Annotated in this window: 19 protein-coding genes; 7 read left to right on the top strand and 12 right to left on the bottom strand. The window is 69.7% G+C overall.

The window, feature by feature from the left end:
• Positions 1-46: 46 nt before the first annotated feature.
• Positions 47-1,432 (top strand): FAD-dependent oxidoreductase, encoded by a 1,386-nt coding sequence (locus tag AB0D18_RS06735; RefSeq protein WP_362413661.1) that lies wholly within the window; start codon positions 47-49, stop codon positions 1,430-1,432.
• Between the two features lie 161 nt (positions 1,433-1,593).
• On the opposite strand, the gene hemE is transcribed toward AB0D18_RS06735, so the two are convergent.
• A complete protein-coding gene (gene hemE / locus AB0D18_RS06730; RefSeq protein WP_362413659.1) occupies positions 1,594-2,661 on the bottom strand; it encodes a uroporphyrinogen decarboxylase in 1,068 nt (355 codons plus the stop codon).
• Positions 2,662-2,752: 91 nt separating this feature from the next.
• Between hemE and AB0D18_RS06725 the strand changes: the two genes are divergently transcribed.
• From AB0D18_RS06725 to AB0D18_RS06700, 6 genes are all read left to right on the top strand, one after another.
• Positions 2,753-3,448 carry a DUF3000 domain-containing protein gene (locus AB0D18_RS06725; protein ID WP_362413657.1) on the top strand — a complete coding sequence of 232 codons (696 nt, stop codon included), beginning with the start codon at positions 2,753-2,755 and terminating at the stop codon, positions 3,446-3,448.
• A gap of 408 nt (positions 3,449-3,856) precedes the next feature.
• Positions 3,857-4,522: a response regulator transcription factor gene (locus AB0D18_RS06720; protein ID WP_362413655.1), complete on the top strand. Its 666-nt coding sequence runs from the start codon at positions 3,857-3,859 to the stop codon at positions 4,520-4,522.
• A 306-nt stretch (positions 4,523-4,828) separates the two neighbouring features.
• A complete protein-coding gene (locus AB0D18_RS06715; protein ID WP_362413653.1) occupies positions 4,829-6,112 on the top strand; it encodes a ribonuclease D in 1,284 nt (427 codons plus the stop codon).
• Between the two features lie 280 nt (positions 6,113-6,392).
• Positions 6,393-7,616, top strand: a complete 1,224-nt coding sequence (locus tag AB0D18_RS06710) for an acetyl-CoA C-acyltransferase (protein WP_362413652.1) — start codon at positions 6,393-6,395, stop codon at positions 7,614-7,616.
• The gene (locus AB0D18_RS06705; protein WP_362413650.1) at positions 7,613-9,745 is read left to right on the top strand and encodes a 3-hydroxyacyl-CoA dehydrogenase NAD-binding domain-containing protein; all 2,133 of its coding nucleotides are present in this window, start codon (positions 7,613-7,615) and stop codon (positions 9,743-9,745) included. The genes AB0D18_RS06710 and AB0D18_RS06705 overlap by 4 nt, the downstream gene beginning before the upstream one ends.
• A gap of 128 nt (positions 9,746-9,873) precedes the next feature.
• Entirely contained in the window at positions 9,874-10,263 is a 390-nt protein-coding gene (locus AB0D18_RS06700; RefSeq protein ID WP_362413648.1) for an NTP pyrophosphohydrolase, read from the top strand.
• Positions 10,264-10,267: 4 nt separating this feature from the next.
• On the opposite strand, the gene AB0D18_RS06695 is transcribed toward AB0D18_RS06700, so the two are convergent.
• The 11 genes from AB0D18_RS06695 to AB0D18_RS06645 form a co-directional block, all read right to left on the bottom strand.
• Positions 10,268-11,785 carry a glycosyltransferase family 39 protein gene (locus AB0D18_RS06695; RefSeq protein WP_362413646.1) on the bottom strand — a complete coding sequence of 506 codons (1,518 nt, stop codon included), beginning with the start codon at positions 11,783-11,785 and terminating at the stop codon, positions 10,268-10,270.
• A gap of 704 nt (positions 11,786-12,489) precedes the next feature.
• Positions 12,490-13,923: an amino acid permease gene (locus tag AB0D18_RS06690; protein WP_362414062.1), complete on the bottom strand. Its 1,434-nt coding sequence runs from the start codon at positions 13,921-13,923 to the stop codon at positions 12,490-12,492.
• Positions 13,924-14,286: 363 nt separating this feature from the next.
• Complete coding sequence (gene dxs, locus AB0D18_RS06685) at positions 14,287-16,206, bottom strand: 1-deoxy-D-xylulose-5-phosphate synthase (protein WP_362413644.1); 1,920 nt, start codon at positions 16,204-16,206, stop codon at positions 14,287-14,289.
• Between the two features lie 237 nt (positions 16,207-16,443).
• Positions 16,444-17,619 carry a sugar ABC transporter permease gene (locus AB0D18_RS06680; protein WP_362414060.1) on the bottom strand — a complete coding sequence of 392 codons (1,176 nt, stop codon included), beginning with the start codon at positions 17,617-17,619 and terminating at the stop codon, positions 16,444-16,446.
• A 164-nt stretch (positions 17,620-17,783) separates the two neighbouring features.
• Complete coding sequence (locus AB0D18_RS06675) at positions 17,784-18,584, bottom strand: ATP-binding cassette domain-containing protein (RefSeq protein ID WP_362413642.1); 801 nt, start codon at positions 18,582-18,584, stop codon at positions 17,784-17,786.
• 163 nt (positions 18,585-18,747) lie between these two features.
• Positions 18,748-19,863, bottom strand: coding sequence for a substrate-binding domain-containing protein (locus AB0D18_RS06670; RefSeq protein ID WP_362413640.1), 1,116 nt, complete (start codon positions 19,861-19,863; stop codon positions 18,748-18,750).
• Between the two features lie 121 nt (positions 19,864-19,984).
• Positions 19,985-21,208 (bottom strand): ROK family transcriptional regulator, encoded by a 1,224-nt coding sequence (locus AB0D18_RS06665; protein WP_362413638.1) that lies wholly within the window; start codon positions 21,206-21,208, stop codon positions 19,985-19,987.
• Positions 21,209-21,479: 271 nt separating this feature from the next.
• Positions 21,480-22,358, bottom strand: a complete 879-nt coding sequence (locus AB0D18_RS06660) for a carbohydrate ABC transporter permease (protein WP_362413636.1) — start codon at positions 22,356-22,358, stop codon at positions 21,480-21,482.
• Positions 22,358-23,305, bottom strand: coding sequence for a sugar ABC transporter permease (locus tag AB0D18_RS06655; protein WP_362413634.1), 948 nt, complete (start codon positions 23,303-23,305; stop codon positions 22,358-22,360). Before AB0D18_RS06655 ends, AB0D18_RS06660 begins: the two co-directional genes overlap by 1 nt.
• Before the next feature lie 54 nt (positions 23,306-23,359).
• Positions 23,360-24,631, bottom strand: a complete 1,272-nt coding sequence (locus AB0D18_RS06650; protein WP_362413632.1) for an extracellular solute-binding protein — start codon at positions 24,629-24,631, stop codon at positions 23,360-23,362.
• Between the two features lie 260 nt (positions 24,632-24,891).
• Positions 24,892-25,803 carry a carbohydrate ABC transporter permease gene (locus AB0D18_RS06645; RefSeq protein ID WP_362413630.1) on the bottom strand — a complete coding sequence of 304 codons (912 nt, stop codon included), beginning with the start codon at positions 25,801-25,803 and terminating at the stop codon, positions 24,892-24,894.
• Positions 25,804-25,813 lie beyond the last annotated feature (10 nt).

Raw genomic sequence — 25,813 nt, 5'->3', positions numbered from 1 at the left:
GGCCCGCGCCACGCGACAGCCGCCCCCCACCCCATACCGTGTGCCCATGACCACCACCCCCGAGACCCTCATCGTCATCGGCGGCGACGCCGCCGGCATGTCCGCCGCCTCGCAGGCCCGCAGGCTCAAGGGCCCCGAAGAGCTCAAGATCATCGCGTTCGAGCGCGGCCACTTCACCTCGTACTCCGCCTGCGGAATCCCGTACTGGGTCGGCGGCGACGTGAAGTCCCCGGACGACCTCATCGCCCGCACCCCCGACGAGCACCGCGCCCGCGAGATCGACCTGCGCATGCGGACCGAGGTCACCGAGATCGACGTCGAGGGCCGCCGGGTGAAGTCCCGCAACCTCAAGACCGGCAACGACGTCTGGACCCACTACGACAAGCTCGTCATCGCCACCGGCGCCCGCCCGGTCCGCCCGCGGATCCCCGGCATCGACGCCCCGGGCGTGCACGGCGTGCAGAACCTCGACGACGGGCAGGCCCTCCTCGACACCCTCAAGGAGACCAAGGGCCGCCGCGCGGTCGTCGTCGGCGCGGGCTACATCGGCGTGGAGATGGCCGAGGCAATGATCAAGCGCGGTTACGAGGTCACCGTCCTCAACCGCGGCGAGCAGCCGATGGCCACCCTCGACCCGGACATGGGCGCCCTCGTCCACGAGGCGATGAACGGCATGGGCATCACCACCGTCTCGGGCGCCGAGGTCACCAAGATCCTCACGGACTCGGACGGCCGGGTCAGCGGCGTCGCCACGGAAGAGTCCAGCTACCCCGCCGACGTCGTGATCCTCGGTATCGGCGTCACTCCGGAAACCACCCTCGCGAAGGCCGCGGGCCTCCCCCTCGGCGCTTCCGGCGGCCTGGTCACCGACCTGTCCATGCGGGTCAGGGGCCACGACGACATCTGGGCGGGCGGCGACTGCGTCGAGGTCCTCGACCTGGTCTCGGGACGCCCGCGCCACATCGCCCTCGGTACGCACGCCAACAAGCACGGCCAGATCATCGGCGCCAACGTCGGCGGCGACTACGCCACCTTCCCCGGCGTCGTCGGCACCGCCGTCAGCAAGGTCTGCGACCTGGAGATCGCCCGCACGGGCCTGCTCGAAAAGGACGCCAAGGCCGAAGGGCTCCAGTTCGTCACCGTACGCATCGAGTCGACGAGCCGCGCGGGCTACTACCCCGGCGCCTCCCTCATGACGGTCAAGATGACCGCCGAACGCCGCACCGGCCGCCTCCTCGGCGTCCAGATCGTCGGCCGCGAGGGCGCCGCCAAGCGCGTCGACATCGCGGCGGTCGCCCTCACCGCGAAGATGACGGTCGAGTCGATGACCGCCCTGGACCTGGGTTACGCCCCGCCGTTCTCGCCGGTCTGGGACCCGGTCCTGGTCGCGGCCCGCAAGGCGGCGACGGCGGTCCGGAAGGCGGGGGCGTGACCCACCGTGCCGCCGACCCGGTGGCCGGTCAACGCCCGTAGCGGGGCGGTGACCAGTGGCGGGACGAGCTGGTACGGGTCGGACGCCAGGGTGTCGCGGTGACTACTGCACAGCGGTGCCCGGTCCGGCACGACGGCCGGGCCAGGTGCCGCTGAGAGCCGCTACTTCGCGGTCTGCGTGTGGACGTACTCCACCAGGCGCGACAGCGCGTCCGGGTCCATCGACGGCAGTACGCCGTGCCCGAGGTTGAAGACGTGCCCCTCCAGGCCCTTGGCGGCCTGCAGCACCTCGTCGGTCTTCGCCATCACGGCCTCCGGGCCCGCGAAGAGGACGGCGGGGTCGAGGTTGCCCTGGAGCGCCTTGCCGGGGCCGACCCGGCGGGCGGCCTCGTCCAGCGGGACCCGCCAGTCGACGCCGACGACGTCGGCACCGGCCTCGCCCATGAGCCCGAGCAGTTCGCCCGTACCCACACCGAAGTGGATGGTCGGGACGCCGTACGGGGCGACCGCGTCGAAGACCTTCGACGACGCGGGCAGCACGGAGCTGATGTAGTCGGCGGGGGCCAGTGCGCCCACCCACGAGTCGAAGAGCTGGACGGCGGAGGCACCGGCCTCGATCTGCACCTTGAGGAAGTCGCCGGTGATGGAGGCGAGCCGGTCCACGAGGTCGGCCCACAGCTGCGGGTCGCCGTACATCATGGCCTTGGTGTTCTCGTGGTTGCGGGACGGACCGCCCTCGACGAGGTAGCTCGCAAGAGTGAAGGGCGCACCCGCGAATCCGATGAGCGGGGTCTCGCCGAGCTCCTCCACCAGCATCCCCATCGCCTCGGTGACGTACCAGACGTCCTCGGGGGTCAGGTCGCGGAGACGGTCCAGGTCGGCGCGGGTGCGGATCGGGTCGGCGACGACCGGGCCGACGCCCGGCTTGATGTCGAGGTCGATGCCGATGGCCTTCAGCGGGACGACGATGTCGCTGAAGTAGATCGCCGCGTCGACCTTGTGACGGCGCACCGGCTGGAGGGTGATCTCCTTGACCAACTCGGGCCGCATGCACGACTCCAGCATCGGAATGCCTTCGCGCACCTTCAGGTACTCCGGCAGCGAGCGCCCCGCCTGCCGCATGAACCACACCGGCGTGTGCGGCACCGCCTCACGCCTGCACGCCTTCAGGAAGGCGGAGTCGTACGTCTTGCTCTGCGGGCGGCCCTTCGGGCTTTCGTTGGCACTCACGCCCAGAATCTTCGCACGCGCGGGGAAGCACTCGCCCCGGGCAGGGTGTCTCTCCCGCCGTGCGGGCCCCCTTCCGCCTACCCTTCCCCGCATGGCTCCGGCTCAGGGACGATTTTCAGATGACGCGCACGGTCACCCACATGGCAGGGACGGCAGGGACGGTACGGAGGAGAACACTGCCCCGCTCCCCTTCCGGCAGGCGGTGGACGCGCTGCGGGCCGCCCGGCTGCGTCCCGAGGTGGAGGTCGACCCGACAAAGCCGCCCAAGCGGCTCGCGCCGTTCGCCTACGCGCTGGAGGCGGCGGCCGTCGACGGCGACGAGGACCTGGCCGACGGCCGGCTCGTACTGCTCCACGACCCGGCGGGCCACGACGCCTGGCAGGGCACCTTCCGCCTGGTGACGCTCGTACGGGCGGAACTGGAGCCGGAGATGGCCGCCGACCCGCTCCTGCCGGAGGTCTGCTGGTCGTGGCTGACCGGCGCGATGGAGGCACGCGGACTGTCGTACGGGGAGGCGAGCGGCACCGTCACCCGGGCCGGTTCGCACTACTTCGGCGGGCTCTCCAACCGGCGGCCCGCCACCCAGATCGAGATCCGGGCGTCCTGGACCCCCCGCGAGGGACTCGGCGGTGTCCCCGACACGGCGTCCTACCTGGCGGCCTGGTGCGACCTGCTGTGTCAGGTCGCCGGGCTGCCCCCGGCTCCGGCGAGCGGACCCGAGGCGGGACTCCAGGGACTGTCGGGCGTGGTGTCACTGCCGCAGCGGCGCGGCCCGCAGCCCCTCTGACGGATCTTCAGGGAGCTCTCGGCGCTCTCGGAAAGCCCGCCGAGGGCTCTCGGAATGCCCGCCGAGGGCTCCCTGGAATCCCGCTGGAGAGCCGTGGGAAGCTCGCTGGAACCCCGCTGGAGAGCCGTGGGAAGCCCGCTGGAATCCCGCTGGACAGCCGTGGGAAGTCCACTGGAAGCCCGTGGGAAGCTCCGTGAACGCTCCCTGACGGACAATCGAGCTGGTGCTCTGATCAGGGACTTCATCGATCGTCTATCCGAATTGCCCGAATTGTTACTCATCAATTCGTGATCTTTCTCTAAAGGCGGGCGGGGTTGCTGCCGAAGAGGACATTGACCCTTCCAGCACGGTTCGCCCCGGCTTGACCCCCATCAGTCGGAGCCTTCCCGTCACTCCCTCGGAGGCCTGGTGTCCGTTCTCCTCGAGCAGCCCGCAAGCCTGGGCGCCTACCGGCCGAACAAGCCGACCGCCATGGTCGTCGTGGCCGATCCGCGCGTCCGCTCCACCGTCACCCGCCACCTGTGGGCCCTCGGAGTACGTGATGTCATCGAGGCGTCCTCCATCGCCGAGGCCCGGCCCCGGGTCGGCAGCCCCCGCGACATCTGCGTCGCCGATGTCCACCTGCCCGACGGTTCCGGGCTGACCCTCCTCTCCGAGACCCGCGCGGCGGGCTGGCCCAACGGTCTGGCCCTGTCCGCCGCCGACGACATCGGTGCCGTACGCAACGCCCTCGCGGGCGGTGTGAAGGGGTACGTCGTCACCGGTACGCGCAACAACATCGGCCAGCACCCCGGCCGCCCCGGCATGGCCCCCATCGGGGCAGCCGCCGCCCGCATGCACCGCCGCCCCCCGGGTTCCCCGAGCCACCCGGGCGGCTACCGCGAGCTCTCCGGCCGTGAGGTCGAAGTTCTCCGGCTCGTCGCGGAGGGCCAGTCCAACAAGGCCATCGGCGTCTCGATGGGCCTCTCGGCCCTGACCGTCAAGAGCCACCTGGCGCGCATCGCCCGCAAGCTCGGCACGGGCGACCGGGCCGGCATGGTGGCGGTCGCGCTGCGCACCGGCATCATCCACTGAGTCGACAGAGGCCGCTGAACCCTCTGAACCCTCTGAGGCCGCTGAATCCACTGAACATCCCAGGCGGGCCACGGGCCGGGTGAACCTCCAGGCGCCCGGCCACGCGCCGGGTGTCCTCCAGCACCCGGCACAGGACTGCGGTCCGACAGCGGAAGGTTCCGCTGTCGGACCGCAGTCCTGTGTGTGCCCCACCTGTGTGCGCCCCACGGCCCGGCCGGCCTCCCCGGGCCCGTCCCCCGCCCTCTTCCCTGGCCCGGTATCGCGCTCCGTCGTCGGGCCCCTGTCATACACAGATACCCTTGACACGTGACCGACGCCCAAGAGACCGCAGCAGACGCAGACCTGCGAACCACCGGGGGCGGCCCCCCGGACGACGTCGAACCGGCGCCGATCCCGCTGTTGGAGCCACGCGAGGGCATTCCGCCCGTCGTGGCGACGCAGGAGGCCCTCGATGAAGTGATCGCGGCATTCGCCGCCGGAACCGGCCCCGTGGCCGTCGACGCCGAGCGCGCGTCCGGCTACCGGTACGGACAGAAGGCCTATCTCGTACAACTGCGCCGTGAGGGCGCCGGCAGTGCGCTGATCGACCCGGTCGGCTGTCCCGACCTCTCCGGCCTGGGCGACGCGATCGCGGACGCGGAGTGGGTGCTGCACGCGGCAACCCAGGACCTCCCCTGCCTGCGTGAAATAGGCATGATCCCCACCCGCATCTTCGACACGGAGCTGGCCGGACGCCTCGCGGGCATCCCGCGCGTCGGCCTCGGCGCCATCGTCGAGAACCTTCTCGGGTACGCCCTGGAGAAGGGGCACTCCGCCGTCGACTGGTCGACCCGCCCGCTCCCCGAGCCCTGGCTGCGGTACGCGGCGCTCGACGTCGAGCTGCTCGTGGACCTGCGGGACGCACTGGAGAAGGAGCTGGACCGGCAGGGCAAGCTCGAATGGGCGCTGCAGGAGTTCCGCGCGATCGCCGAGGCCCCGCCCGCGCCGCCGCGCAAGGACCCGTGGCGGCGTACGTCCGGGATGCACAAGGTGCGCGGCCGTCGCAAGCTCGCGGTCGTACGGGAACTGTGGACCGCCAGGGACGCCATCGCGCAGCGCCGCGACGTGTCCCCCGGCAAGGTCCTGAGCGATGCCGCCATCGTCGAGGCCTCCCTCGCCGTGCCGCTGAACGTGACCGCGCTGGCCGCGCTGCCCGGCTTCGGGCACCGGGTGGGGCGCCGTCAGCTGGAGCAGTGGCAGGCGGCGGTCGACCGCGCCAAGGCCCTGCCGGACATCGAGCTTCCGCAGCCCGGCCAGGCGGTGGCGGGCCCTCCGCCGCCCCGCTCCTGGGCCGACAAGGACCCCGCGGCGGCGGCCAGGCTGTCCGCCGCGCGGGCGGCGGTCTCGGCGAAGGCCGAGGAGCTCACCATGCCGCAGGAAAACCTGATCACCCCGGACACGGTGCGCCGGGTCTGCTGGGAGCCGCCGAAGCCGGCGACACAGGAGAAGGTGGCGGAGGCACTGGCGGCGCACGGGGCGCGCCAGTGGCAGATCGAACTGGTCACCCCGTTGCTGGTGACGGCGCTGGCGGCGCAGGCCCCGGAGGCCTGAGCAGGCGCCGGCCCCGCCGCCGGCGCTCCGCCTCGTAACACCTCGGGAGACCCCCCGGCACACCTCGGGAGAAGCCCCCGGCCACTGCGGTGACCGGGGGCTTTCGCAGCCCCGGAGCGCCCTCGGGGCCGCCCGCGCCGAATGTGACCTTCGCCGCTCCGGCCGTGAGGGGTGGGCAGCTTGGTTACTCGTAAGTAGCATGGGGCTGTGCGGTGCGCCCACCTCGGCGTATCCGCGTACCGGCAGCAGCACCACCCCGCACCCCGGAGGAGAGCCAATCGTGCCTCGTACCGTCAGGGACGTCGTCTTCGTCGACGGCGTCCGCACCCCGTTCGGCAAGGCGGGCCCGAAGGGCATCTACCACGAGACCCGGGCCGACGATCTCGTCGTGAAGGCGATCCGGGAGCTGCTGCGCCGCAACCCGGACCTCGACCCGGCGAAGATCGACGAGGTCGCCATCGCCGCGACCACCCAGATCGGCGACCAGGGCCTGACCCTCGGCCGTACCGCCGGAATCCTGGCGGGTCTGCCGACCACCGTGCCCGGCTTCTCGATCGACCGCATGTGCGCCGGCGCGATGACCGCCGTGACGTCCGTCGCGGGCGGCGTGGCCTTCGGTGCGTACGACATCGCCCTCGCGGGCGGCGTCGAGCACATGGGCCGCCACCCCATGGGCGAGGGCGTGGACCCCAACCCGCGCTTCGTCTCCGACAAGCTGGTCGACGAGTCCGCCCTCTTCATGGGCATGACCGCCGAGAACCTGCACGACCGCTTCCCGGGCATCTCCAAGCAGCGCGCGGACGAGTACGCGGTGCGCTCGCAGGAGAAGGCCGCGAAGGCGTACGCCGACGGCAAGATCCAGGCCGACCTGGTCCCCGTGTCGGTGCGTCGCACCAACGACGCGGCGGGCGAGACCGGTTGGGGCCTGGCCACGACCGACGAGCCGATGCGTCCGGGCACGACGCTGGAGTCCCTCGCGGGCCTCAAGACGCCGTTCCGCCCGCACGGCCGCGTCACCGCGGGCAACGCCGCCGGTCTGAACGACGGCGCCACCGCCTCCCTGATCGCCGCCGAGGACGTCGCGCGCGAGCTCGGCCTCCCGGTCAAGATGCGCCTGGTCTCCTACGCCTTCGCCGGCGTCGAGCCCGAGGTCATGGGCATCGGCCCGGTCCCGGCGACCGAGAAGGCCCTCGCCAAGGCGGGCCTGTCGATCGACGACATCGGCCTGTTCGAGATCAACGAGGCCTTCGCCGTACAGGTGCTGGCCATGCTCGACCACTTCGGCATCCCCGAGGACGACGCGCGCGTGAACCAGTACGGCGGCGCCATCGCCTTCGGCCACCCGCTGGCCTCCTCCGGTGTGCGTCTGATGACGCAGCTGGCCCGGCAGTTCGAGGAGCAGCCGCACGTCCGCTACGGCCTGACGAGCATGTGCGTCGGCTTCGGCATGGGCGGAACGGTCATCTGGGAGAACCCGCACTTCAACGGAGGCGACGACAAGTGAGCACCACCACCACTGAGCTCCTGAAGGGTGCGGCCGAGCTGTTCCCGGACGAGGTCGTCACGCAGGCGCACGTACGCCACCTGCAGCTCCCGGGCGGCGCCGGCAACTTCGCGCTGATCACGCTGGACAACGGCCTGGACCACACCAAGCCGACCACCTTCGGCCCGCAGTCGCTGGCCAACCTGAACGCCGCCGTGGACCAGGTCGAGAAGGAGGCCTCCGAGGGCTCCATCGTCGGCATCGGCATCACCGGCAAGCCGTTCATCTTCGCCGTCGGCGCCGACCTCAAGGGCGTGGAGCTTCTGGGGCGCCACGAGGACGCGCTCGCCATCGGCAAGGGCGGCCACGACGTCTTCCGCCGGCTCTCGGGCCTCGCGGTCCCGACCTTCGCGTACTACAACGGTGCGGCGATGGGCGGCGGCGTCGAGGTCGGCCTGCACTGCTCGTACCGTACGGTCTCGACCTCCATCGCGGCCTTCTCGCTCCCCGAGGTCTTCCTCGGCCTGGTCCCGGGCTGGGGCGGCTGTGCGCTGCTCCCGAACCTGATCGGCGCCGACAAGGCCGTCTCGGTCATCATCGAGAACTCGCTCAACCAGAACCGCCAGCTCAAGGGCAAGCAGGTCTTCGAGCTCGGCATCGCCGACGCGATCTTCGAGGGTGCCGACTTCCTGGAGCAGTCGCTGATCTGGACCTCCTCGGTCCTGCGCGGCGAGCTGGAGGTCGTACGTCCGGAGATCGACCGCGGCGAGGGCTGGGACGCGGCGGTCGCCCGCGGCCGTTTCGTCGCCGACTCCAAGGTGCACGGCGCGGCCCCGGCCGCCTACCGCGCACTCGACATCATCGAGGCCGCCAAGTCCGGTGACCTGTCCGCCGGTTTCGACGCCGAGGACCAGGCGCTCGCCGACCTGATCATGGGCGGCGAACTGCGCAGCGGCATCTACGCGTTCAACCTGGTCCAGAAGCGCGCCAAGCGCCCGGCCGGCGCCCCGGACAAGAGCCTGGCCCGCCCGGTCACCAAGGTCGGCGTCGTGGGTGCCGGTCTGATGGCGTCCCAGCTCGCGCTGCTCTTCCTGCGCCGCCTGGAGGTGCCGGTCGTCCTGACCGACATCGACCAGGAGCGCATCGACAAGGGTGTGGGCTACGTCCACTCCGAGATCGAGAAGCTGCTCGGCAAGGGCCGCATCAACCAGGACAAGGCCAACCGCCTCAAGGCCCTGGTCTCCGGCGTCCTCGACAAGGCCGACGGCTTCGCCGACGCCGACTTCATCATCGAAGCGGTCTTCGAGGAGATGTCGGTCAAGCAGCAGGTGTTCGCGGAGGTCGAGGCGGTCGCCCCCGCCCACGCCATCCTCGCCACCAACACCTCGTCCCTCTCCATCACGGAGATGGCGTCGAAGCTGCAGAACCCCGAGCGGGTCGTGGGCTTCCACTTCTTCAACCCGGTCGCGATCCTCCCGCTCCTGGAGATCGTCCGCGGCGAGAAGACGGACGACGCGTCGCTGGCCACGGCCTTCGGCGTCGCCCGCAAGCTGAAGAAGACGGCCGTGCTGGTCAAGGACGCCCCGGCGTTCGTGGTCAACCGCATCCTGACCCGCTTCATGGGCGAGATCCAGAACGTCATCGACGAGGGCACCCCGGTCGCCGTCGCCGAGAAGGGCGTCGAGCCCCTCGGTCTCCCGATGTCGCCGCTGGTCCTCCTTGAGCTGGTCGGCCCGGCCATCGGCCTGCACGTCTCGGAGACCCTGAACCGGGCCTTCCCCGACCGCTTCACGGTCTCGCCGAACCTGGCGGCCGTGGTCAAGGCCGGCAAGCGCGGCTTCTACGTGTACGACTCCGGCAAGCCGGAGCTGGACCCGGAGGTCGCGGCACTCCTCAAGCAGGGCGACACCGTCCTGACCGAGGAGCAGGTCCGCACCCGCGTCATGGACGCGGTCGCGCAGGAGATCGGCCTGATGCTCGACGAGGGCGTCGTGGCCGAGGCCCAGGACATCGACCTCTGCCTGATCACGGGCGCGGGCTGGCCGTTCCACCTGGGCGGCATCACGCCGTACCTGGACCGCGAGGGCTTCTCCGAGCGGGCGACGGGCAAGAAGTTCCTGGCGCAGGGCGTGGCGAGCGTCCCGGCGTAGCTTGCTTGAAGTGCCTTGGGGCTGTGCGGAGTTGGTTTCCGCACAGCCCCTTCGCTCATTTTGGCGAGGGCCGGTTCGAGGGGCCGCGGTGGAAGATCCGGACATCCGGGACGTGGGACGCTGACCCCATGACATCTCACCCGCCCCTGCCGACCCTCGTGGTCGTCGACGCCGCCAACGTCGTCGGTTCCGTGCCCGACGGCTGGTGGAAGGACCGGCACGGGGCCGCCGAGCGGCTGCGCGACCGGCTTCCCGCGTACGCCGCCGACGGTGTCGCCGGGCGGCCGGGGCCCGTCGAGCTCGTGCTCGTCGTGGAGGGTGCGGCCCGGGGCGTGGAGTCCGTGCCGGGGGTACGGGTGGTCGCCGCGTCCGGCAGCGGTGACGACCGGATCGTCGAGGTCGTCGCGGAGCGGGACGCGGACCGGGACTGCCTGGTCGTCACCGCCGACCGCGAGCTGCGGCGGCGGGTGGAGGCGCTCGGCGCCCAGTGCGCGGGGCCGCGTTCCGTACGGGAATAGGTTGCTACGGCTTGCCGGGCGGGCGTACGTCCACGTCGGGCGGGCGTACGTCCTTGGCGGGCGCGCCTACGTCCTTGGCGGGCGCGCGTACGTAGATGACGGTGCCGTCGATCGTCGCCGCCCGTACGTAGTCCGCCGCCAGCACCTGCCGGAGCGTCGGCATCCGGTCCGGGGCGTACGGCTTGCCGCGTGAGTCGTCGACGATCACGGCCGGGCGGTGCTGGGCGAGCTCGGTGCGCAAGAGCGGCCAGCTGCCCTCGACTCCGTACTCCTCGCCCACCTGGGAGCCGGTGCGGCCGCCGCTGAAGTTCGTCAGCAGGCCCGCGGTGAGGTAACGGCTCGCCGGGGTGCGGTCGGCCAGCCAGTACGTCTCGGGGTGCATGCCCCAGATCAGGACGCGGTCGGTGGGCGCGGTGCGGGCACGGACGGCTTCCGCGACGCGCTGCGCGTGCGCGAGTTCGGGCCGTGGGGCGAGGAAGCCCCAGGTCAGGAAAGCCGCGCAGGTACAGGCGGTGAGAGTCAGAGCGGCCGGGGTCCAACGCCGGGGCAGGGCGTGCAGGGCAGCCGTGCCGAGCAGGGCGAGCGGCGGCATGAGCTGCAGGTAGTAGTGGCCGAAGAAGTGGAATCCGGTCATGACGGCGACGGCGGAGGCCGCCAGCCAGAGCCACAGGTCCGCGCCGGGCGCCCTGAGGCGTCGTACGAGCGGAATCAGCAGGCCGAGGCAGGCGCCCGCCAGAATCAGCGCGTTGCCGAAGCCCCGGCCGAGCGCGTGCAGGCCCGAGCCGGTGAGATCCGCGTACGAACCGGAACCCGTAACCACCCAGAAGAGGAAGCCGGACGGGCCGGTGATCAACGCGGTGGCCGCCACGGGTACGGCGAATCCCGCCACGATACGGAGCAGGGCCCGCCCCCGTGCGCCGGAAGCGGTGGTCCAGGCGAGCCACACCACGGGGACCAGCACCGCACCACCGGTCTGCTTCGTCAGGAACGCGCCCGCGACCGCGACCCCCGCCCAGGTCCAGGCCCTGCGGTCGGCGCACCACACCGCGAGCGCCGTGAACGGCAGCATGAACAGCCCGAAGCCGGCCGCCTGGGTGTCCTCCGGGTGCAGCCCCACAGAGATGAGCAGAAAGCCAACGCCCGCCACCACTCCCGAACGGTCTCCCCACCTGCGGCGGGCGAGCGAGGCGAGAAGGCCTGCCGTCGCGAAGAGCGCGAGGATCGCAAGGATTTTGACGGGGACGAGGGAGCCGTCCCCGAAGACGGCGAAGACCCCCTCGTACAGCCAGGGGACGAACGGCGGCTTCCGGTCGACGACGGTGTCGTAGAGCACTCCCCCGGCAGCAAGCTGACGCGCCTGCACAGCGAGGAAACCTTCGTCCGGATTCCAGAGCGGGTGAACGAAGGAGGGAAGCCGGGTGACGGCAGCCAGCAGAAGGAGCACGGGAAGCAGCCGCCCCCAGTACCCCCCGGGGCCGGAGAAAGGCGCGGGGCGCACGGAGACGGGCTGCTCGACGGACATGCGGCCAAATTTATCGGGCGGGCCAGGGGGACGGGGTGCCGGGCCGGGACGGGGTGCGGCTGGGGCGGGGGGGCCGGGACGCAGGGCCGGGACGCAAGGGCCGGAGTACCGGGCCGGGACGCAAGGGCCGGGGCACGGAGCCGGGACGCCGAGTCCAGGGTGCGAGGCCCGGACGCCGCCCAGGACATAAAGCGGGGAGATGGAGCCTGAGCACGAGGACCGGACACCGACCCAGGGCACAGAACCGGCACACCGAGCCGGGAGCACTGGCCCCGGACGCCGGCCCAGGACACAAGCCGGAACGCCGAGCCGGACCACGAGGGCCAGGTACCGGGCTGGGACATGGAGCCGGGACACCGAGTCCGGGGTGCGAGGGCCAGGTGCCGCGCCGGGGCACGGAACCGCGACACCGAGCCCAGGGTGCGAGGCCCGGAAACCGGGCCGCGACACGAAGAACGAGACCCCGAGCCCGAAGCACGAAACCCGGGTACCGACCCACGGCACAAAGCCCGAACACCGAGCCGGACCACGAGGGCCACGTGCCGCGCGGGGACATCGAGCCGGGACGCCGAGTCCGGGGCCCCGGCCCGGGCCCCGGGTCGGGGAGGCCGCGGCACGTATCCGGCCCGAGGGGGCAGGTCCGCGGGCAGGCCCGAAGGGGGCCGGTCCGCGCGCGGCCAGCTTCGTTCGGCTATCCCGGCGATCTATCCCTCCAGCTTCCCCAGCTTGCTGTTCCTCTTGCCGTACGCGAAGTACACGACCACGCCGATGACCATCCACGCCCCGAACCGCAGCCACGTCTCCGCCGGCAGGTTCAGCATCAGCCACAGGGAGGCCAGTACCGACAGCGCCGGGACCAGCGGGACCAGCGGGGTCTTGAACGAGCGGGGCAGGTCCGGGCGCTTGCGGCGCAGGATGACGACGCCGACGGCGACCACGACGAAGGCGAAGAGGGTGCCGATGTTGACCAGTTCGGCGAGCTCGTCGATGGAAGTGAAGCCGGCGACGACGGCGACGATCCCGCCGAGCAGGATCGTCGAGCGGTAGGGGGTCCCGAAGCGCGGGTGGACCTGCGAGAACGTCCTCGGGAGCAGGCCGTCGCGGCTCATCGCGAAGAAGACCCGGGACTGGCCGAGGAGGAGGATCATGCAGACCGAGGTCAGGCCGACGGCCGCGCCGAAACTGATCAGGCCTGCCCAGAAGGGGTGGCCGACCGATTTGAAGGCGTCGGCGAGCGGTGCGTTCGTCGACAGGTCGCTGTACTTCTGCATGCCGGTGACGACGACCGACACGGCCACGTAGAGGAGCGTGCAGATGACGAGCGAGCCGAGGATTCCGCGCGGCACGTCGCGCTGCGGGTTGCGCGTCTCCTCGGCGGCGGTCGCGACGATGTCGAAGCCGATGAACGCGAAGAAGACGACCGCGGCGGCAGTGAAGATGCCCATCACGCCGAAGCTGGTCGGGGTGAAGCCGAAGATCAGCTGGACGAGGGGTGCGGTGAGGCCCGCGCCGCCGTCCGTCTCCTGGGCCGGCGGGACGAAGGGCTTGTAGTTCGAGCCGGTGATGAAGAAGGCGCCGACGATGATGACGAGCAGGACGACGGTCACCTTGATGGCGACGATGATGCCGGTCACCCGGGAGGAGAGCTTCATTCCGGCGACCAGGATCACGGTGATGACCAGCACCAGGATGCAGGCCAGCAGGTCGAAGCCGAACTTCCCGTCGTGGGTGCCGGTGAGGAAGTCCGGGAGGTGGACGCCCGCCGTGTCGAGCAGCGAGCGCATGTACCCGGACCAGCCGACGGCCACCACCGCACAGCCGAGCGCCAGCTCCAGGACGAGGTCCCAGCCGATGATCCAGGCGGGCAGCTCGCCGAGCGAGGCGTACGAGAAGGTGTAGGCGGATCCGGCGACGGGGACCGTCGACGCGAACTCGGCGTAACAGAGCGCCGCGAGGCCGCAGACGACGCCCGCGGCGACGAAGGCCAGGGCCACCGAGGGCCCGGCCGTCTCCTTGGCGATCTTGCCGGTCAGGACGAAGATGCCGGTGCCGATGATGACACCGACGCCGAAGACCGTCAGGTCGAGCACGGAGAGGGACTTTTTGAGCGCGTGCTCCGGCTCTTCCGTGTCGCGGATCGACTGCTCGACCGTCTTGGTACGGAGAACTCCCGCACGGGTCCTGCTCCCGCCGCTGCTCGGGTCTCTGCCCGTACCACTGCCCGTGGATTCCTGGGGTCCTGTACTCACCGAAGCACCTCCGTCTGTCGGCCGTCGCCCACGATCTGGATGCGTGTGAGTGGACGGGTCCCCGCAATCATCGTGATCATTCGTCCCGGTTCGCGAGTGCGAGGAGGCGGTTTCACTCGATGGGACGAATGTACGAAAACGTCCGGGCCGGAGGTTTCCCTCCGGCCCGGACGCTTAATGCTGCGGTGCCACTGTTCCTACCGCGGTGCCACTGTGCTCATACCGCGGTGCCACTGTGCGGGACGCGGTGCGTCAGTCGCGGGCGACCTCTGCCGCCGTGTGGTCCAGCCGTCCGTCGATCTTCGCGACCAGGCCGGTGACCTGGCGGGCGATGTCCGGGGCGGTCAGCCCGATCTCGGCCATGACCTCCTTGCGGGAGGCGTGGTCCAGGAACCGCGGCGGAATGCCGAAGTCGCGCAGCGGTACGTCGACGTCCGCGTCCCGCAGCGCCTGGGCGATGGCGGAACCGACGCCACCGGCGCGGGAGTTGTCCTCGACGGTGACGACGACCCGGTGCTGCTCGGCGAGCGGGGCCATCGCCTCGTCGACCGGCTTGACCCAGCGGGGGTCGACGACGGTGGAGGAGATGCCCTGCGCGTCGAGGAGCTCGGCGATCTCCAGGCACATGGGGGCGAGGGCGCCGACGGAGACCAGCAGGACGTCCGGGCGGGCCACGTCGGTGGCGGGCCTGCGCAGGATGTCCATGCCGCCCACCTTGCCGACGGCGTTGACCGCCGGGCCGACCGCGCCCTTGGAGAAGCGGACGACGGTCGGTGCGTCCTCGACCTGGACGGCCTCGCGCAGCTGGGCGCGGACCTGGTCGGCGTCGCGCGGGGCGGCGATCCGCAGGGTCGGCACGCACTGGAGGATCGACATGTCCCACATGCCGTTGTGCGAGGCGCCGTCGGTGCCGGTGACGCCGGCCCGGTCGAGTACGAAAGTCACACCGCACTTGTGGAGGGCGACATCCATCAGGACCTGGTCGAAGGCACGATTGAGGAATGTCGCATACACGGCGAAGACGGGGTGCAGGCCTCCCGTGGCGAGACCCGCCGCGGAGACGGCACCGTGCTGCTCGGCGATGCCCACGTCGTAGACCCGGTCGGGGAACGCCTTGGCGAACTTGTCCAGGCCGACCGGCTGGAGCATGGCCGCGGTGATCGCGACGATATCCCCCCGCTCCTTGCCGAGCTTGACCATCTCCTCGCCGAAGACCGAGGTCCAGTCGACACCGGAGGAGGCGATCGGCAGGCCGGTGTCCGGGTGGATCTTGCCGACGGCGTGAAAGCGGTCCGCCTCGTCGGCGAGGGCGGGCTGGTAGCCGCGGCCCTTCTCGGTGAGGCAGTGCACGATGACCGGGCCGCCGAAGCGCTTGGCGCGCTGGAGGGCGGATTCCAGGGCCTCGATGTCGTGGCCGTCGATCGGGCCGACGTACTTGATGCCGAGGTCCTCGAACATGCCCTGCGGGGCGATGAAGTCCTTGAGGCCCTTCTTCGCGCCGTGCAGCGTCTCGTACAGCGGACGGCCGACCACCGGGGTGCGCTCAAGGAGGTCCTTGCCCTTGGCGAGGAAGCGCTCGTAGCCGTCCGTGGTGCGCAGGGTGGCCAGGTGGTTGGCGAGGCCGCCGATGGTGGGTGCGTAGGAGCGCTCGTTGTCGTTGACGACGATGACCAGCGGGCGGTCCTTGGCGACGGCGATGTTGTTCAGCGCCTCCCAGGCCATGCCGCCGGTCAGGGCGCCGTCACCGATGACGGCGACGACCGCGTCGTCCTTGCCGAGCACTTCATTGGCCTTGGCGAGGCCGTCGGCCCAGCCGAGGACGGTGGAGGCGTGGCTGTTCTCGATGATGTCGTGCTCGGACTCGGCGCGCGCCGGGTAGCCGGAGAGGCCGCCCTTCATCTTCAGCCGGGAGAAGTCCTGACGGCCGGTGAGCAGCTTGTGCACGTAGCTCTGGTGTCCGGTGTCGAAGAGGACCTTGTCCTTCGGCGACTCGAAGACCCGGTGCAGGGCGATGGTCAGCTCGACCACGCCCAGGTTGGGGCCCAGGTGGCCGCCGGTCTTGGACACCTCGTCGACGAGGAAGGTCCGGATCTCCGCCGCGAGCCGGTCGAGCTGCTCCGGGGACAGCCGGTCCAGATCGCGCGGTCCCTTGATGCGGGTCAGCAGAGCCACCCGTGCCTCCTTGCGGTTGAACTGGCTTACTTGCACATCAAGTGCTTGGACGTTCGTGCCGATCTGCCGAGTCTAATGTTCCGCGCGCGGCGACGATCGGCGGGTTGTGCGACCTGGATCACTCGAACGGGTCACAAAGGGCACAGAGGTGCCCGGCACCGGGTGTGTCGGTGCCGGGCACATGAGGGTTGGGCTGTTGGGGCAGGTCCCGCGGATCAGCCCGCATGCGGACGGACCCTAGGCGCGACCTGCACTCTTCTGGGTGCGCCGGGACAGCGAGTCGATGACGACGGCGGCGAGGAGGACCGCGCCGGTGATCATGTACTGGATCTCACTGGCCATGCCGAGCATGTTCAGGCCCTGCTGGATCGACTGGATCACAATCATGCCGAGCAGCGCGGACCAGACCTTGCCCCGGCCGCCGAAGAGGCTGGTGCCGCCGATGACGGCCGCGGCGATGACGAGCATCAGGGTGTTGTTCGCACCGAGGCTCTTGGTGGCACCGCCGGAGAGGCTGGCCAGGAAGAGTCCGCCGAAGGCGGCGAGCAGCCCCGAGATGCCGAAGACGATGATCCGGACCCGGTCGACGCTGATGCCCGCGCGGCGTGCCGCCTCCGCGTTGCCGCCGACCGCGAAGACCTGGCGGCCGAAGGCGGTGCGGCGGGCCACGAAGTCCGCGATCAGCAGGACGGCCAGGAAGAGGACCAGGGCGAGCGGCAGACCGCGGGCGCCGACCGGCTCGTTCAGGAAGTACGCGACGAGCAGGCAGAGCACCGCGACGACGACCGTACGGAGCGCGATCTCGCTGGTCGGACGGGCGGGCAGGGCGGCGGCCCGGCGCCGCTTGCTGTCCAGGAACGTCGAGAGCGCGTAGAGCACGATCGCGACGACGGCCAGGCCGTAGGCCGCGAACTTGTCCTCGAAGTAGTAGTTCGTCAGGTTCTCGACGACGCTGCCGGTCGGGGTGTTGATCGAGCCTTCCTTGCCCATCAGCCAGATCTGCAGGCCGCTCCAGCCGAGGAATCCGGCCAGGGTGACGACGAAGGCCGGGACGCCGATCTTGGCGAAGAAGAAGCCGTGCAGGAGGCCGAGGGCGAGGCCGGCGAGCAGGGCCACGCCGATGGCGAGCCAGCCGTTCCAGCCGTTGGAGACCTGGAGCACCGCCCATATCGCCGCGCCGACGCCCGCGACCGAGCCGACCGAGAGGTCGATCTCGCCGAGCAGCAGGACGAAGACGATACCGACCGCCATGATGCCCATGCCGGAGCTGTAGACAGCGATGTTGGCGAGGGAGCTGGCGGAGAGGAAATTGCTGTTCTGCAGCTGGAAGACGACCGCGATGACGATCAGGCCGACGACGACGGGCAGCGAGCCGAGCTCACCGCCGCGCACCTTGCGGCCGAACTCCGTCAGGTAGCCCTTGAAGCCCTCTTCGCGGACGAGGAGACGGGGGTCGACGGCGGGGGCCGCCGGGCCCGCCGCGGCGTCCGCCGCGGGAGCCGCGGGCTTGCCGGCGGGCTTCGTCCCGGAGGAGTCCGTCCCGGAGGGCTTCTTCTCGGGGGTCTTGGCGAGGTCGCTCACTTCGCGTCCTCCTTCGTGGCCGCGGCCGTACGCGCCTGGCGGCGGGTCACGGCGTTGTCCGTGGCGCCGGTGATGGCGGAGATGATCACTTCGTGGGAGGTCGTCTTCACGTCGAAGACGCCGTTGTTGCGGCCCAGGCGCAGTACCGCCACCTTGTCCGCGACGGCGCGTACGTCCTCCATGTTGTGGCTGATGAGGATGACGCCGTGGCCGCGCTCGCGCAGCCGCTCGACCAGGTCGAGGACCTGCGCGGTCTGCTCGACGCCGAGGGCGGCGGTCGGCTCGTCGAGGATGACCACCTTCGGGTCGCCGACCAGGGCGCGCGCGATGGCGACGACCTGGCGCTGACCGCCGGAGAGCGAGGCGACCGGGATACGGACGCTAGGGATCCGGATGGACAGGGTGTCCAGGAGCTCCTTGGCGCGCTTCTCCATCGCGATCTCGTTGAGCACCGAGCCGCGGCGGATCTCGCTGCCGAGGAAGAGGTTGGCGACGACGTCGAGGTTGTCGCAGAGCGCCAGGTCCTGGTAGACGGTGGCGACTCCGAGGTGCTGGGCGTCCTGCGGCCGGTTGACGTGCACCGGCTTGCCCTCCCACTCGATGGTGCCCTCGTCGATCGGGTGGACGCCCGAGATCGTCTTGACGAGGGTGGACTTTCCGGCGCCGTTGTCGCCGACGAGGGCGACCACCTCACCGGGCTGAATCTCCAGATCTACGTCGGTGAGCGCCTGGACGGCGCCGAACCGCTTGGAGACTCCGCGCAACGCCAGCACGGGCGTAGCGGACACGTGAATCATCTCCTTCGCCGCCTGACCGGCGGGGATGGTGGTGCATGGTGCACAAGAGCTTGCGGGGGGGCGGGGCCGGCGGCCGGTCCGTGCGGGGGTGGCGCGCCGGCCCGACTGCGTACGGGTCACTGCGGGCCGTGTGGCCCGTCAACCTCCGTACGGGGAAAGCGAGTTACTTGATACCCGCCGCGTCGCAGGCCTTCTTGTACTCGGCCGTGCAGAGCTCGGACGACTTGTAGACCTTGTCCTTGATGACCGTGCTCGCGATGTTGTCCTTGGTGACGATCTGCGCGTCGTAAAGCCTGGACGGGGTGGCCTTGAACTCCCCGGAGATGCTGTCGACCTTGGTCGGCGCCAGGTCGTCGAACTTCTCGCCCTTGAGGATCCGCACCGCGATCTCGGCGGTGGTCTCGGCCTCCGGCTTGATCTGCTTGTAGATCGAGAAGGACTGGGCGCCCGTCAGGATGCGCTGGAGACCGGCGAGCTCGGAGTCCTGGCCGCCGACCGGGACCTTGATGCCCTGCTTGTTCAGGGCGGTGATGATGCCGCCGGCCATGCCGTCGTTGGCCGAGTAGACGCCCTGGAAGCCGTCCTTGCCGAGCGAGTCGATGGCGGCACCCATCTTCTTGTTCGCCTCGTCCGGGGACCAGTCCGGGATGTCCAGGGAGTAGACGATCTTCTTCGTCTCCTTCTTCAGGACGTTCTCCGCGCCCCTCTTGAAGAAGCCCGCGTTCGGGTCCGTGGGGGCGCCGTTGATCATGACGACGTTGGAGTCCTTGGCCTTGGCGCCCAGGGCCTTGACCAGGGCCTGGCCCTGGAGGGTGCCGATCTTCTCGTTGTCGTACGAGACGTACGCGGAGATCGGGCCCTCGGTCAGGCGGTCGTACGCGACGACCTTGACGCCCTGCTTCGCGGCCTGGGTGATCCAGGCCTTGGGGGCCTTGAAGTCGACCGCGTCGAAGATGATCACCTTGACGCCCTGCGTGACGAGCGCGTCGAACTGCTTCTTCTGCTGCTCGATGTCCTGCGCGGCGTTGTTGTACTTGATGTCGCAGTCGGAGCACAGCGCCTTGATCTTCGCCTCCATGATGGGGCGGTCGAAGGTCTCGTAGCGCGTGGTCTTGTTCTCCGGCAGCAGCAGACCGATGGTCTTGCCGAGGTCGCCACTGCCCTTCGAGGAACCGCCGCCGGCCTTGTCGCTCTCGCCCGCCTTGCCACAGGCGGAGAGCGAGACGGCCATGGAGAGCGCGGCCGTGGCTATGACGACGCGGCGCGTCATTGCGTTCATGTGGAAAGCCTCCCTGACGAGGCCGCGTCGTTGCGGCCGAGGTATCCGGAAGTCAACTCGCGCGCCGCCATAGCGTCAAGGAGTAAACCCTTAACGAGATGACAACGGTGCCATTCGTTATCTAAGTGAAGGCAGGGGTGGAACTCTGCTCCACACCAAGGGAATTGCCCGTCCGAGCGGTGTCCAACAGGGTCGAATCGCCCATTTCGCTCAGTACGAGCGCGAGCGCGCCCAGCACCTCCGCCCGGCCCCCCAGCGCCCCCGGCAGCACGCTCAGGTGCCGTGCCGCACTGGGGATCGCATAGCGCGACACCGAGTCGCGGATCGGGCCGAGCACCAGCTCGCCCGCTTCCGCGAGGTCGCCGCCGAGGACCACCCTGCTGGGGTTGAGGAGGTTGCACAGGTTGGCGACGCCGCTGCCGATGTGGCGGCCCACGTCCGCGATCACCCGGCGGCAGCCAGGGTCGCCCTCCCGGGCGAGCTGGACGACGCGCTCCATGGTCAGGTCAGGACCGTGGCCCGGCATCAGCAGCGGCAGTACGTACCGCGCGGCAGTGAAGGTCTCCAGGCAGCCGCGGTTGCCGCAGCGGCAGACCGGGCCCGACTCGTCGAGCGTGATGTGGCCGATCTCGCCGGCCGTGCCGCCGGGGCCCCGGTAGACGCGGCCGTCGATCACCAGACCCGCGCCGACACCGCTGGCGACCTTGATGTACGCGAGGTCGCGCACCCCGCGGCCCGCGCCCCAGACCAGCTCGCCGAGCGCCCCGAGGTTCGCGTCGTTGTCGACGTACACCGGAACGCCGAGGCGGCCGGAGAGCTCCTCGCTCGGGTTGATGCCCTGCCAGCCCGGCAGGATCGCGGTGGAGCCGAGCAGGCCCGATTCGACGTCGATCGGTCCCGGGACGCCCAGGCCGACGCCGATGACCTTGTCCTGGGTGATGCCGGTGACGGCGATCAGGCGTTTCACCAGCTGTTCGGCACGGTCGAAGCCCTGGGCCGCCGAGGCGTCGACGTCGAGGGGCTCCGACTCCTCGGCGAGGACCTGGTGGGCCAGGTTGCCGACCGCGACGCGCAGGTGCGTATGACCGAAGTCGACGCCGATGACGACGCCCGCGTCACCGCTGAGCGAGACGCTGCGGGCCCTGCGGCCGCCCGCCGAGGTGGGGGTGACCTCGACGGTCCCGCCCTCCTTCAGCTCGCGCACGATGTTGGAGACCGTGGCGGCGGAGAGCCCGGTGCTTCTCGCGATCTCGGCCTGGGTCAGCGAGCCCGCCATGCGTACCGCGCGCACGACCCGCTCAAGGTTGGCCCGGTGCAGAGACGTCTGCGACCCCGGAGTCTCCATCGACTCATCCACTCCCGTTACCGGCGGACGGCGCGACGGCCGCCCGCTCCGGGGCCACGACTGTGGGGCCCCGCCGTTCTTCCAACATATGAACCCTAAGCAGAGTCTTTTCGCTCTACTCCCGTCAAGACCTTGAGCGAAGCGGGGCCGGAACGCAACGTAGCGCCTGCCGACCGGAGTCGACAGGCGCTGCGTACCGTACGGAAAGGGGGTGCTTCCCAGGGGTGCTTCCGGGGGGTGCTTCCCAGGGGTGCTTCCCCCTGCTTCGCTCCTACTTGACCGACCCCGCGGTCAGTCCCGACACCACATGCCGCTCGATGAACGCGAACAGGATGATCACCGGCACGATCGCCACCACGGACGCCGCGAAGAGGTAGTTCCACTGCACCGTGTAGGCGCCGATGAAGTTGTTGATGCCCACCGTCAGCGGCTGGCTGGCCGGGTCGGTGGTCAGGGTCAGGCCCATCGCGAACTCGTTCCAGGTCGTGATGAACGTGAAGATCAGCGCGGTCACCACACCCGGCAGCGCCAGCGGCAGCGTCACCCTGATCATCGCGCCGAACCTGCTGGTGCCGTCCACCATCGCCGCCTCCTCCAGCTCCGCCGGAATGGAGCCGATGTAGGCGGTCAGGATCCACACCGCGAACGCCAGGTTGAACGCCGCATTGGTGACGATCAACGTCCAGACCGAGTTGAGCATGCCCAGCTGGTAGAACTCCCGGTACAGCCCGATCAGCAGCGCGGTCGGCTGGAACATCTGGGTGACCAGCACCAGCAGCAGGAAGATCTTCCGCCCCCGGAACTTCATCCGTGCCGTGTAGTACGCGGCCGGCAGGGCCACCAGCAGCACCAGCACCGTCGCCCCGCCCGCGACCAGCAGCGTCACCTGGAGGTTCTGCCCGAGCTCGGACTCCTTCCAGACGTTGATGAAGTTCGACCACTCGAAGCTGCTCGGCAGATAGGTGCGGTCGCGCAGCTCCGACTTGGGGCGCAGCGCGGTAATGATCATTTCCAGGTACGGGGCCAGGAAGAGCGCGGCGAGTCCCCAGGCCACCACGGCGATCACCAGGGTGCGTGGCCGGAAGGGGCGCCGGGGAGCCTTGAGAGAGAGGCCCGTCGTCTTCGGCCGGGCGGCCGTCGCGATGGCCATCAGTCCTCCTCGTTCCAGCGGCTGACCTTCAGGAAGATCAGTACGAGCACCACGACCAGCAGGAAGTTGACGACCGACATGGCGGCCGACTCCCCGATATCGGTCTCCTTGAGCTTGTACATGAACACCATCGACGTCGAGGTGTCGTAGCCCGGCCCGCCCTGGGTCATGGCCCAGATGATCGGGAAGGAGTTGAAGACGTTGATCAGGTTGATCACGACGCCGATCAGGAACGCCGGACGCAGCATCGGCAGGGTGATGTGCCGGTACGTCTGCCAGGTCCCGGCGCCGTCGATGCGCGAAGCTTCGTAGACCTCGCCGGGAATGGTCTGGAGCCCGGCGAGCAGCGTGTACGTGGTGAAGGGCAGCGACACGAACACGGCGACGGCCATCATCCAGGGCCAGGCAGTGGACGCGGTGCCCAGCCAGTCCTCGGGCCCGTCGATGAGGCCGAGGTCCATCATCACCGTGTTGAGCACGCCCGCGGTCTGGTTGAGCATCCACTTGAAGCCGATGGCGGTCATCAGGACGGAGGCGGCCCAGGGGGCGATGAGCGCCCAGCGGGTGATCGTGCGGCCGGGGAACTTCTGGTTGAAGAGCTGGGCGAGGGCCAGCGAGATCAGCATGGTGCAGGCCACGACGACGACCGTCCAGATCACCGTCCAGGTCAGGACGGCGCCGAGGTCGGTCTCCTCGAAGAGCTTCTTGTACTTGTCGGTCCCGGCGCTGCCGCGCACCTTGCCGGAGATGGAGATGTTGAGGAACGAGGTGCGGACCAGCTCGATGACCGGCCAGACGACTACGAAGAGGATCAGCAGGATGACGGGCGCAATCCAGGGCAGCGGGCCGAGCCTGGCCAGTCCGCTTCGGCGGCTCACCGGCCTGGGGGCGCGCCCGCCCCGTCCCTCGCCGGTCTCGGCGGGGGACGGAGGGGCCTTGAGTGACACGATTTCTCCTGGGAGAGGGTGCGAGGTAGGAGGTGAACGAGCCTGGTCGGCGCGTTACTTGGCGGCTGCCGCCGCGCCCTCTGCCTTCTTCTGGAGGTCGTCCAGGACCGTCTTCGGGTCGTCGCTGGCGGCCTTGCCGCCGGTCTTCTTGATCTCGGCGGACACGACGTCCCACGAGGTGTCGTTGACCGGGTAGAACTTCGCGGTCGGCAGCGCGTCGAAGAAGGGCTTCAGCTTGGCGTTCTTCGGGTTGGCCTGCATCTCGGCTGCGGCGTCCGTGGTGACCGGGATGAAGTTGTACAGCGACGCGAACTTCACCAGGTTCTGCTTGGTGTACGTGAAGTCGAGGAACTTCTTGATGGCTTCCTTCTCGCCCTTGCCGTCCTTGAAGGCCATCGTCCAGTCGCCGACGCCGAGAGTGCTCTCCAGCGGTCCGGTCTTGCCCGGGATCTTCGCCATCCCGTATTCGACCTTGCCGTCCTCGGCCATCTTGATGACGCTCGGGTGGCCGTTCATCATGCCGACCTTGCCCGCCGCGAAGTCGGCGAAGGCCGTCTTGCGGTCCGTGGAGGCGGGGTTGGGGTAGGTGAGGCCGGGCTTGACCAGGTTGTCCTGGAGCCACTTGAACGTCTCGACGTTCTGGGCGCTGTTGATCGTGTACTTGCCTGAGGCGTCGGTGTAGCCGCCGCCGTTGCCCATCTCCCACATCAGGGTCTCGCCCTGGGTCTCCTCGGGGCCCAGCGGGAGGGCGAACGGGATCTCCGCGGCCTTCTTCTCCTTGAGCTTCTTCGCGGCGTCGGCGACCTCGGCCCAGGTGGTCGGGGGCTTCGCGACGCCCGCAGCCGCCAGTGCCTTCTTGTTGTAGAAGAGCGTGCGGGTGGAGGCGACCCACGGGATGCCGTACGCGGCGCCCTTGACCTCGCCCGCCTTGGCGAACCCGGGCGAGAGGTTGGCCTTGGTCGCGGGCGACAGGACGTCGTCGACCTTGTAGAGCAGGTCGTCGGCGACCTTGTCGGCGTAACCGCCGGTCTGGAGGATGTCGGGCTCGTTACCTGCCGCGATCATGTTCTTGACGGTCTTGTCGATGTCGGTCCAGTTGATGACCTGGACCTCGACCTTGTACCCGGCGTTGGCGGCCTCGAAGTCCTTGGCGACCTTGTCCCAGAACGGCTTGGAGGCGTCGGCCGCGGTGGTGCCGTAGTCGGCGGCGACCACCTTGATGGTCTTGCCCTTGGCCTCGCCGCCGCCACTGTCGCCGCCGCAGGCGCTCAGTCCCAGTGCCATCACGAGCGTTGCCGCACCGGTGGCGATAACCCGATTCCTCATGCTGTCCAACCCTTCGACCCACAGTCGACTTGCTGCATTTTCCGGGACAGGCCCCCGGACCCACCGGGCGGGCGAAGATCTCCCGCAGCTCCGTGGCGCAGACACTACTCACGCCGCGCGAGAGCGCAACAGGCCTAGACCACTTTCGTGTCCAAGCCGAAATCACCCTTCAACAGGGTCCCTTCGCAAGTCACTTGACTGCCCCCGCAGGACGTCACCCGACTGCCTGCGGCGACGTCACCCGACTGCCTGCACGGACCTCACTTGAGCGCCCCCGCGGTGAGCCCCGCCTGCACCTGGCGCTGGAAGACCGCGTACACGACGAGCACCGGGACCATCGCGATGGTCAGGCCCGCGAACAGCGCGCCCCAGTCACCCCGGTAGCCCTGCGCGATGGCCAGCGAGGCGAGACCCTGCGGGAGTACGTAGCTGGACTCGTTCTCGTTGTTGAGCAGCAGCGGCAGCAGGTACTGGTTCCACTGGCCGAGGAAGTTGAAGATGCCGATGCTCACCAGTCCCGGCTTGGCCATCGGCAGCATGATCTGGAAGAACGTACGGGTGTGGGACGCGCCGTCCATCATCGCCGCCTCCTGCACGCCGGTGGGCAGTGTGCGGAAGAAGGAGGTCAGGAAGAAGATGGTGAACGGCAGCGAATAGGCGATGTACGAGACGATCAGGCCGAGCCTGGTGTCGAGGAGCTGGAAGTTCTCCATCACCGCGAACAGCGGGATCAGGGCCAGGATGACCGGGAACATCATGCCGCCGGCGAACAGCATGAAGACGAGCTTGTTCCCGGGGAAGCTGAACCGGGCGATGACGTAGGCCGCCATCGAGCCGAGCAGCATGGTCCCGGTCAGCGAACCGGCCAGAATGATCAGCGAGTTGATGGCGTACTGGCCGATGTGCGCGGTGGTCCACGCATTGACGAAGTTCTGCCAGTGCAGTGAGACCGGCAGACCCATCGGATCGTTGAGAATGTCCACCGAGGTGCGGAACGCGGTGATCGCGACCCAGATCAGGGGACCTGCCGCCATCACCGTCCAGAGCACCAGGAAGGCGTGCGAGAAGACGTTGAGGGTGGCGCCCTCCTTGCCCTTCCGGGACGTGCCGGACTTGCCGGCTGCGGCCGGTGCGGGTCCTTCGGCGCGGGCTTGGGTGTCGAGTGTGGTCATGGTGGTGCGG

The sequence above is a fragment of the Streptomyces sp. NPDC048442 genome (genome assembly GCF_040651475.1).
In the GTDB taxonomy this organism is placed as follows: domain Bacteria; phylum Actinomycetota; class Actinomycetes; order Streptomycetales; family Streptomycetaceae; genus Streptomyces.
Note: the sequence above shows the minus strand (reverse complement) of the source record. Positions and strands in the feature narration are given on the sequence as shown.

What these genes read in the sequence shown, in the direction of transcription:
- AB0D18_RS06700 (WP_362413648.1), top strand. Translation starts at nt 9,874, where the DNA reads ATGACATCTCACCCGCCCCTGCCGACCCTCGTGGTCGTCGACGCCGCC.
- AB0D18_RS06735 (WP_362413661.1), top strand. Translation starts at nt 47, where the DNA reads ATGACCACCACCCCCGAGACCCTCATCGTCATCGGCGGCGACGCCGCC.
- AB0D18_RS06670 (WP_362413640.1), bottom strand. Translation starts at nt 19,863, where the DNA reads ATGAACGCAATGACGCGCCGCGTCGTCATAGCCACGGCCGCGCTCTCC.
- AB0D18_RS06725 (WP_362413657.1), top strand. Translation starts at nt 2,753, where the DNA reads ATGGCTCCGGCTCAGGGACGATTTTCAGATGACGCGCACGGTCACCCA.
- AB0D18_RS06645 (WP_362413630.1), bottom strand. Translation starts at nt 25,803, where the DNA reads ATGACCACACTCGACACCCAAGCCCGCGCCGAAGGACCCGCACCGGCC.
- AB0D18_RS06695 (WP_362413646.1), bottom strand. Translation starts at nt 11,785, where the DNA reads ATGTCCGTCGAGCAGCCCGTCTCCGTGCGCCCCGCGCCTTTCTCCGGC.
- AB0D18_RS06650 (WP_362413632.1), bottom strand. Translation starts at nt 24,631, where the DNA reads ATGAGGAATCGGGTTATCGCCACCGGTGCGGCAACGCTCGTGATGGCA.
- AB0D18_RS06675 (WP_362413642.1), bottom strand. Translation starts at nt 18,584, where the DNA reads ATGATTCACGTGTCCGCTACGCCCGTGCTGGCGTTGCGCGGAGTCTCC.
- AB0D18_RS06665 (WP_362413638.1), bottom strand. Translation starts at nt 21,208, where the DNA reads ATGGAGACTCCGGGGTCGCAGACGTCTCTGCACCGGGCCAACCTTGAG.
- AB0D18_RS06660 (WP_362413636.1), bottom strand. Translation starts at nt 22,358, where the DNA reads ATGGCCATCGCGACGGCCGCCCGGCCGAAGACGACGGGCCTCTCTCTC.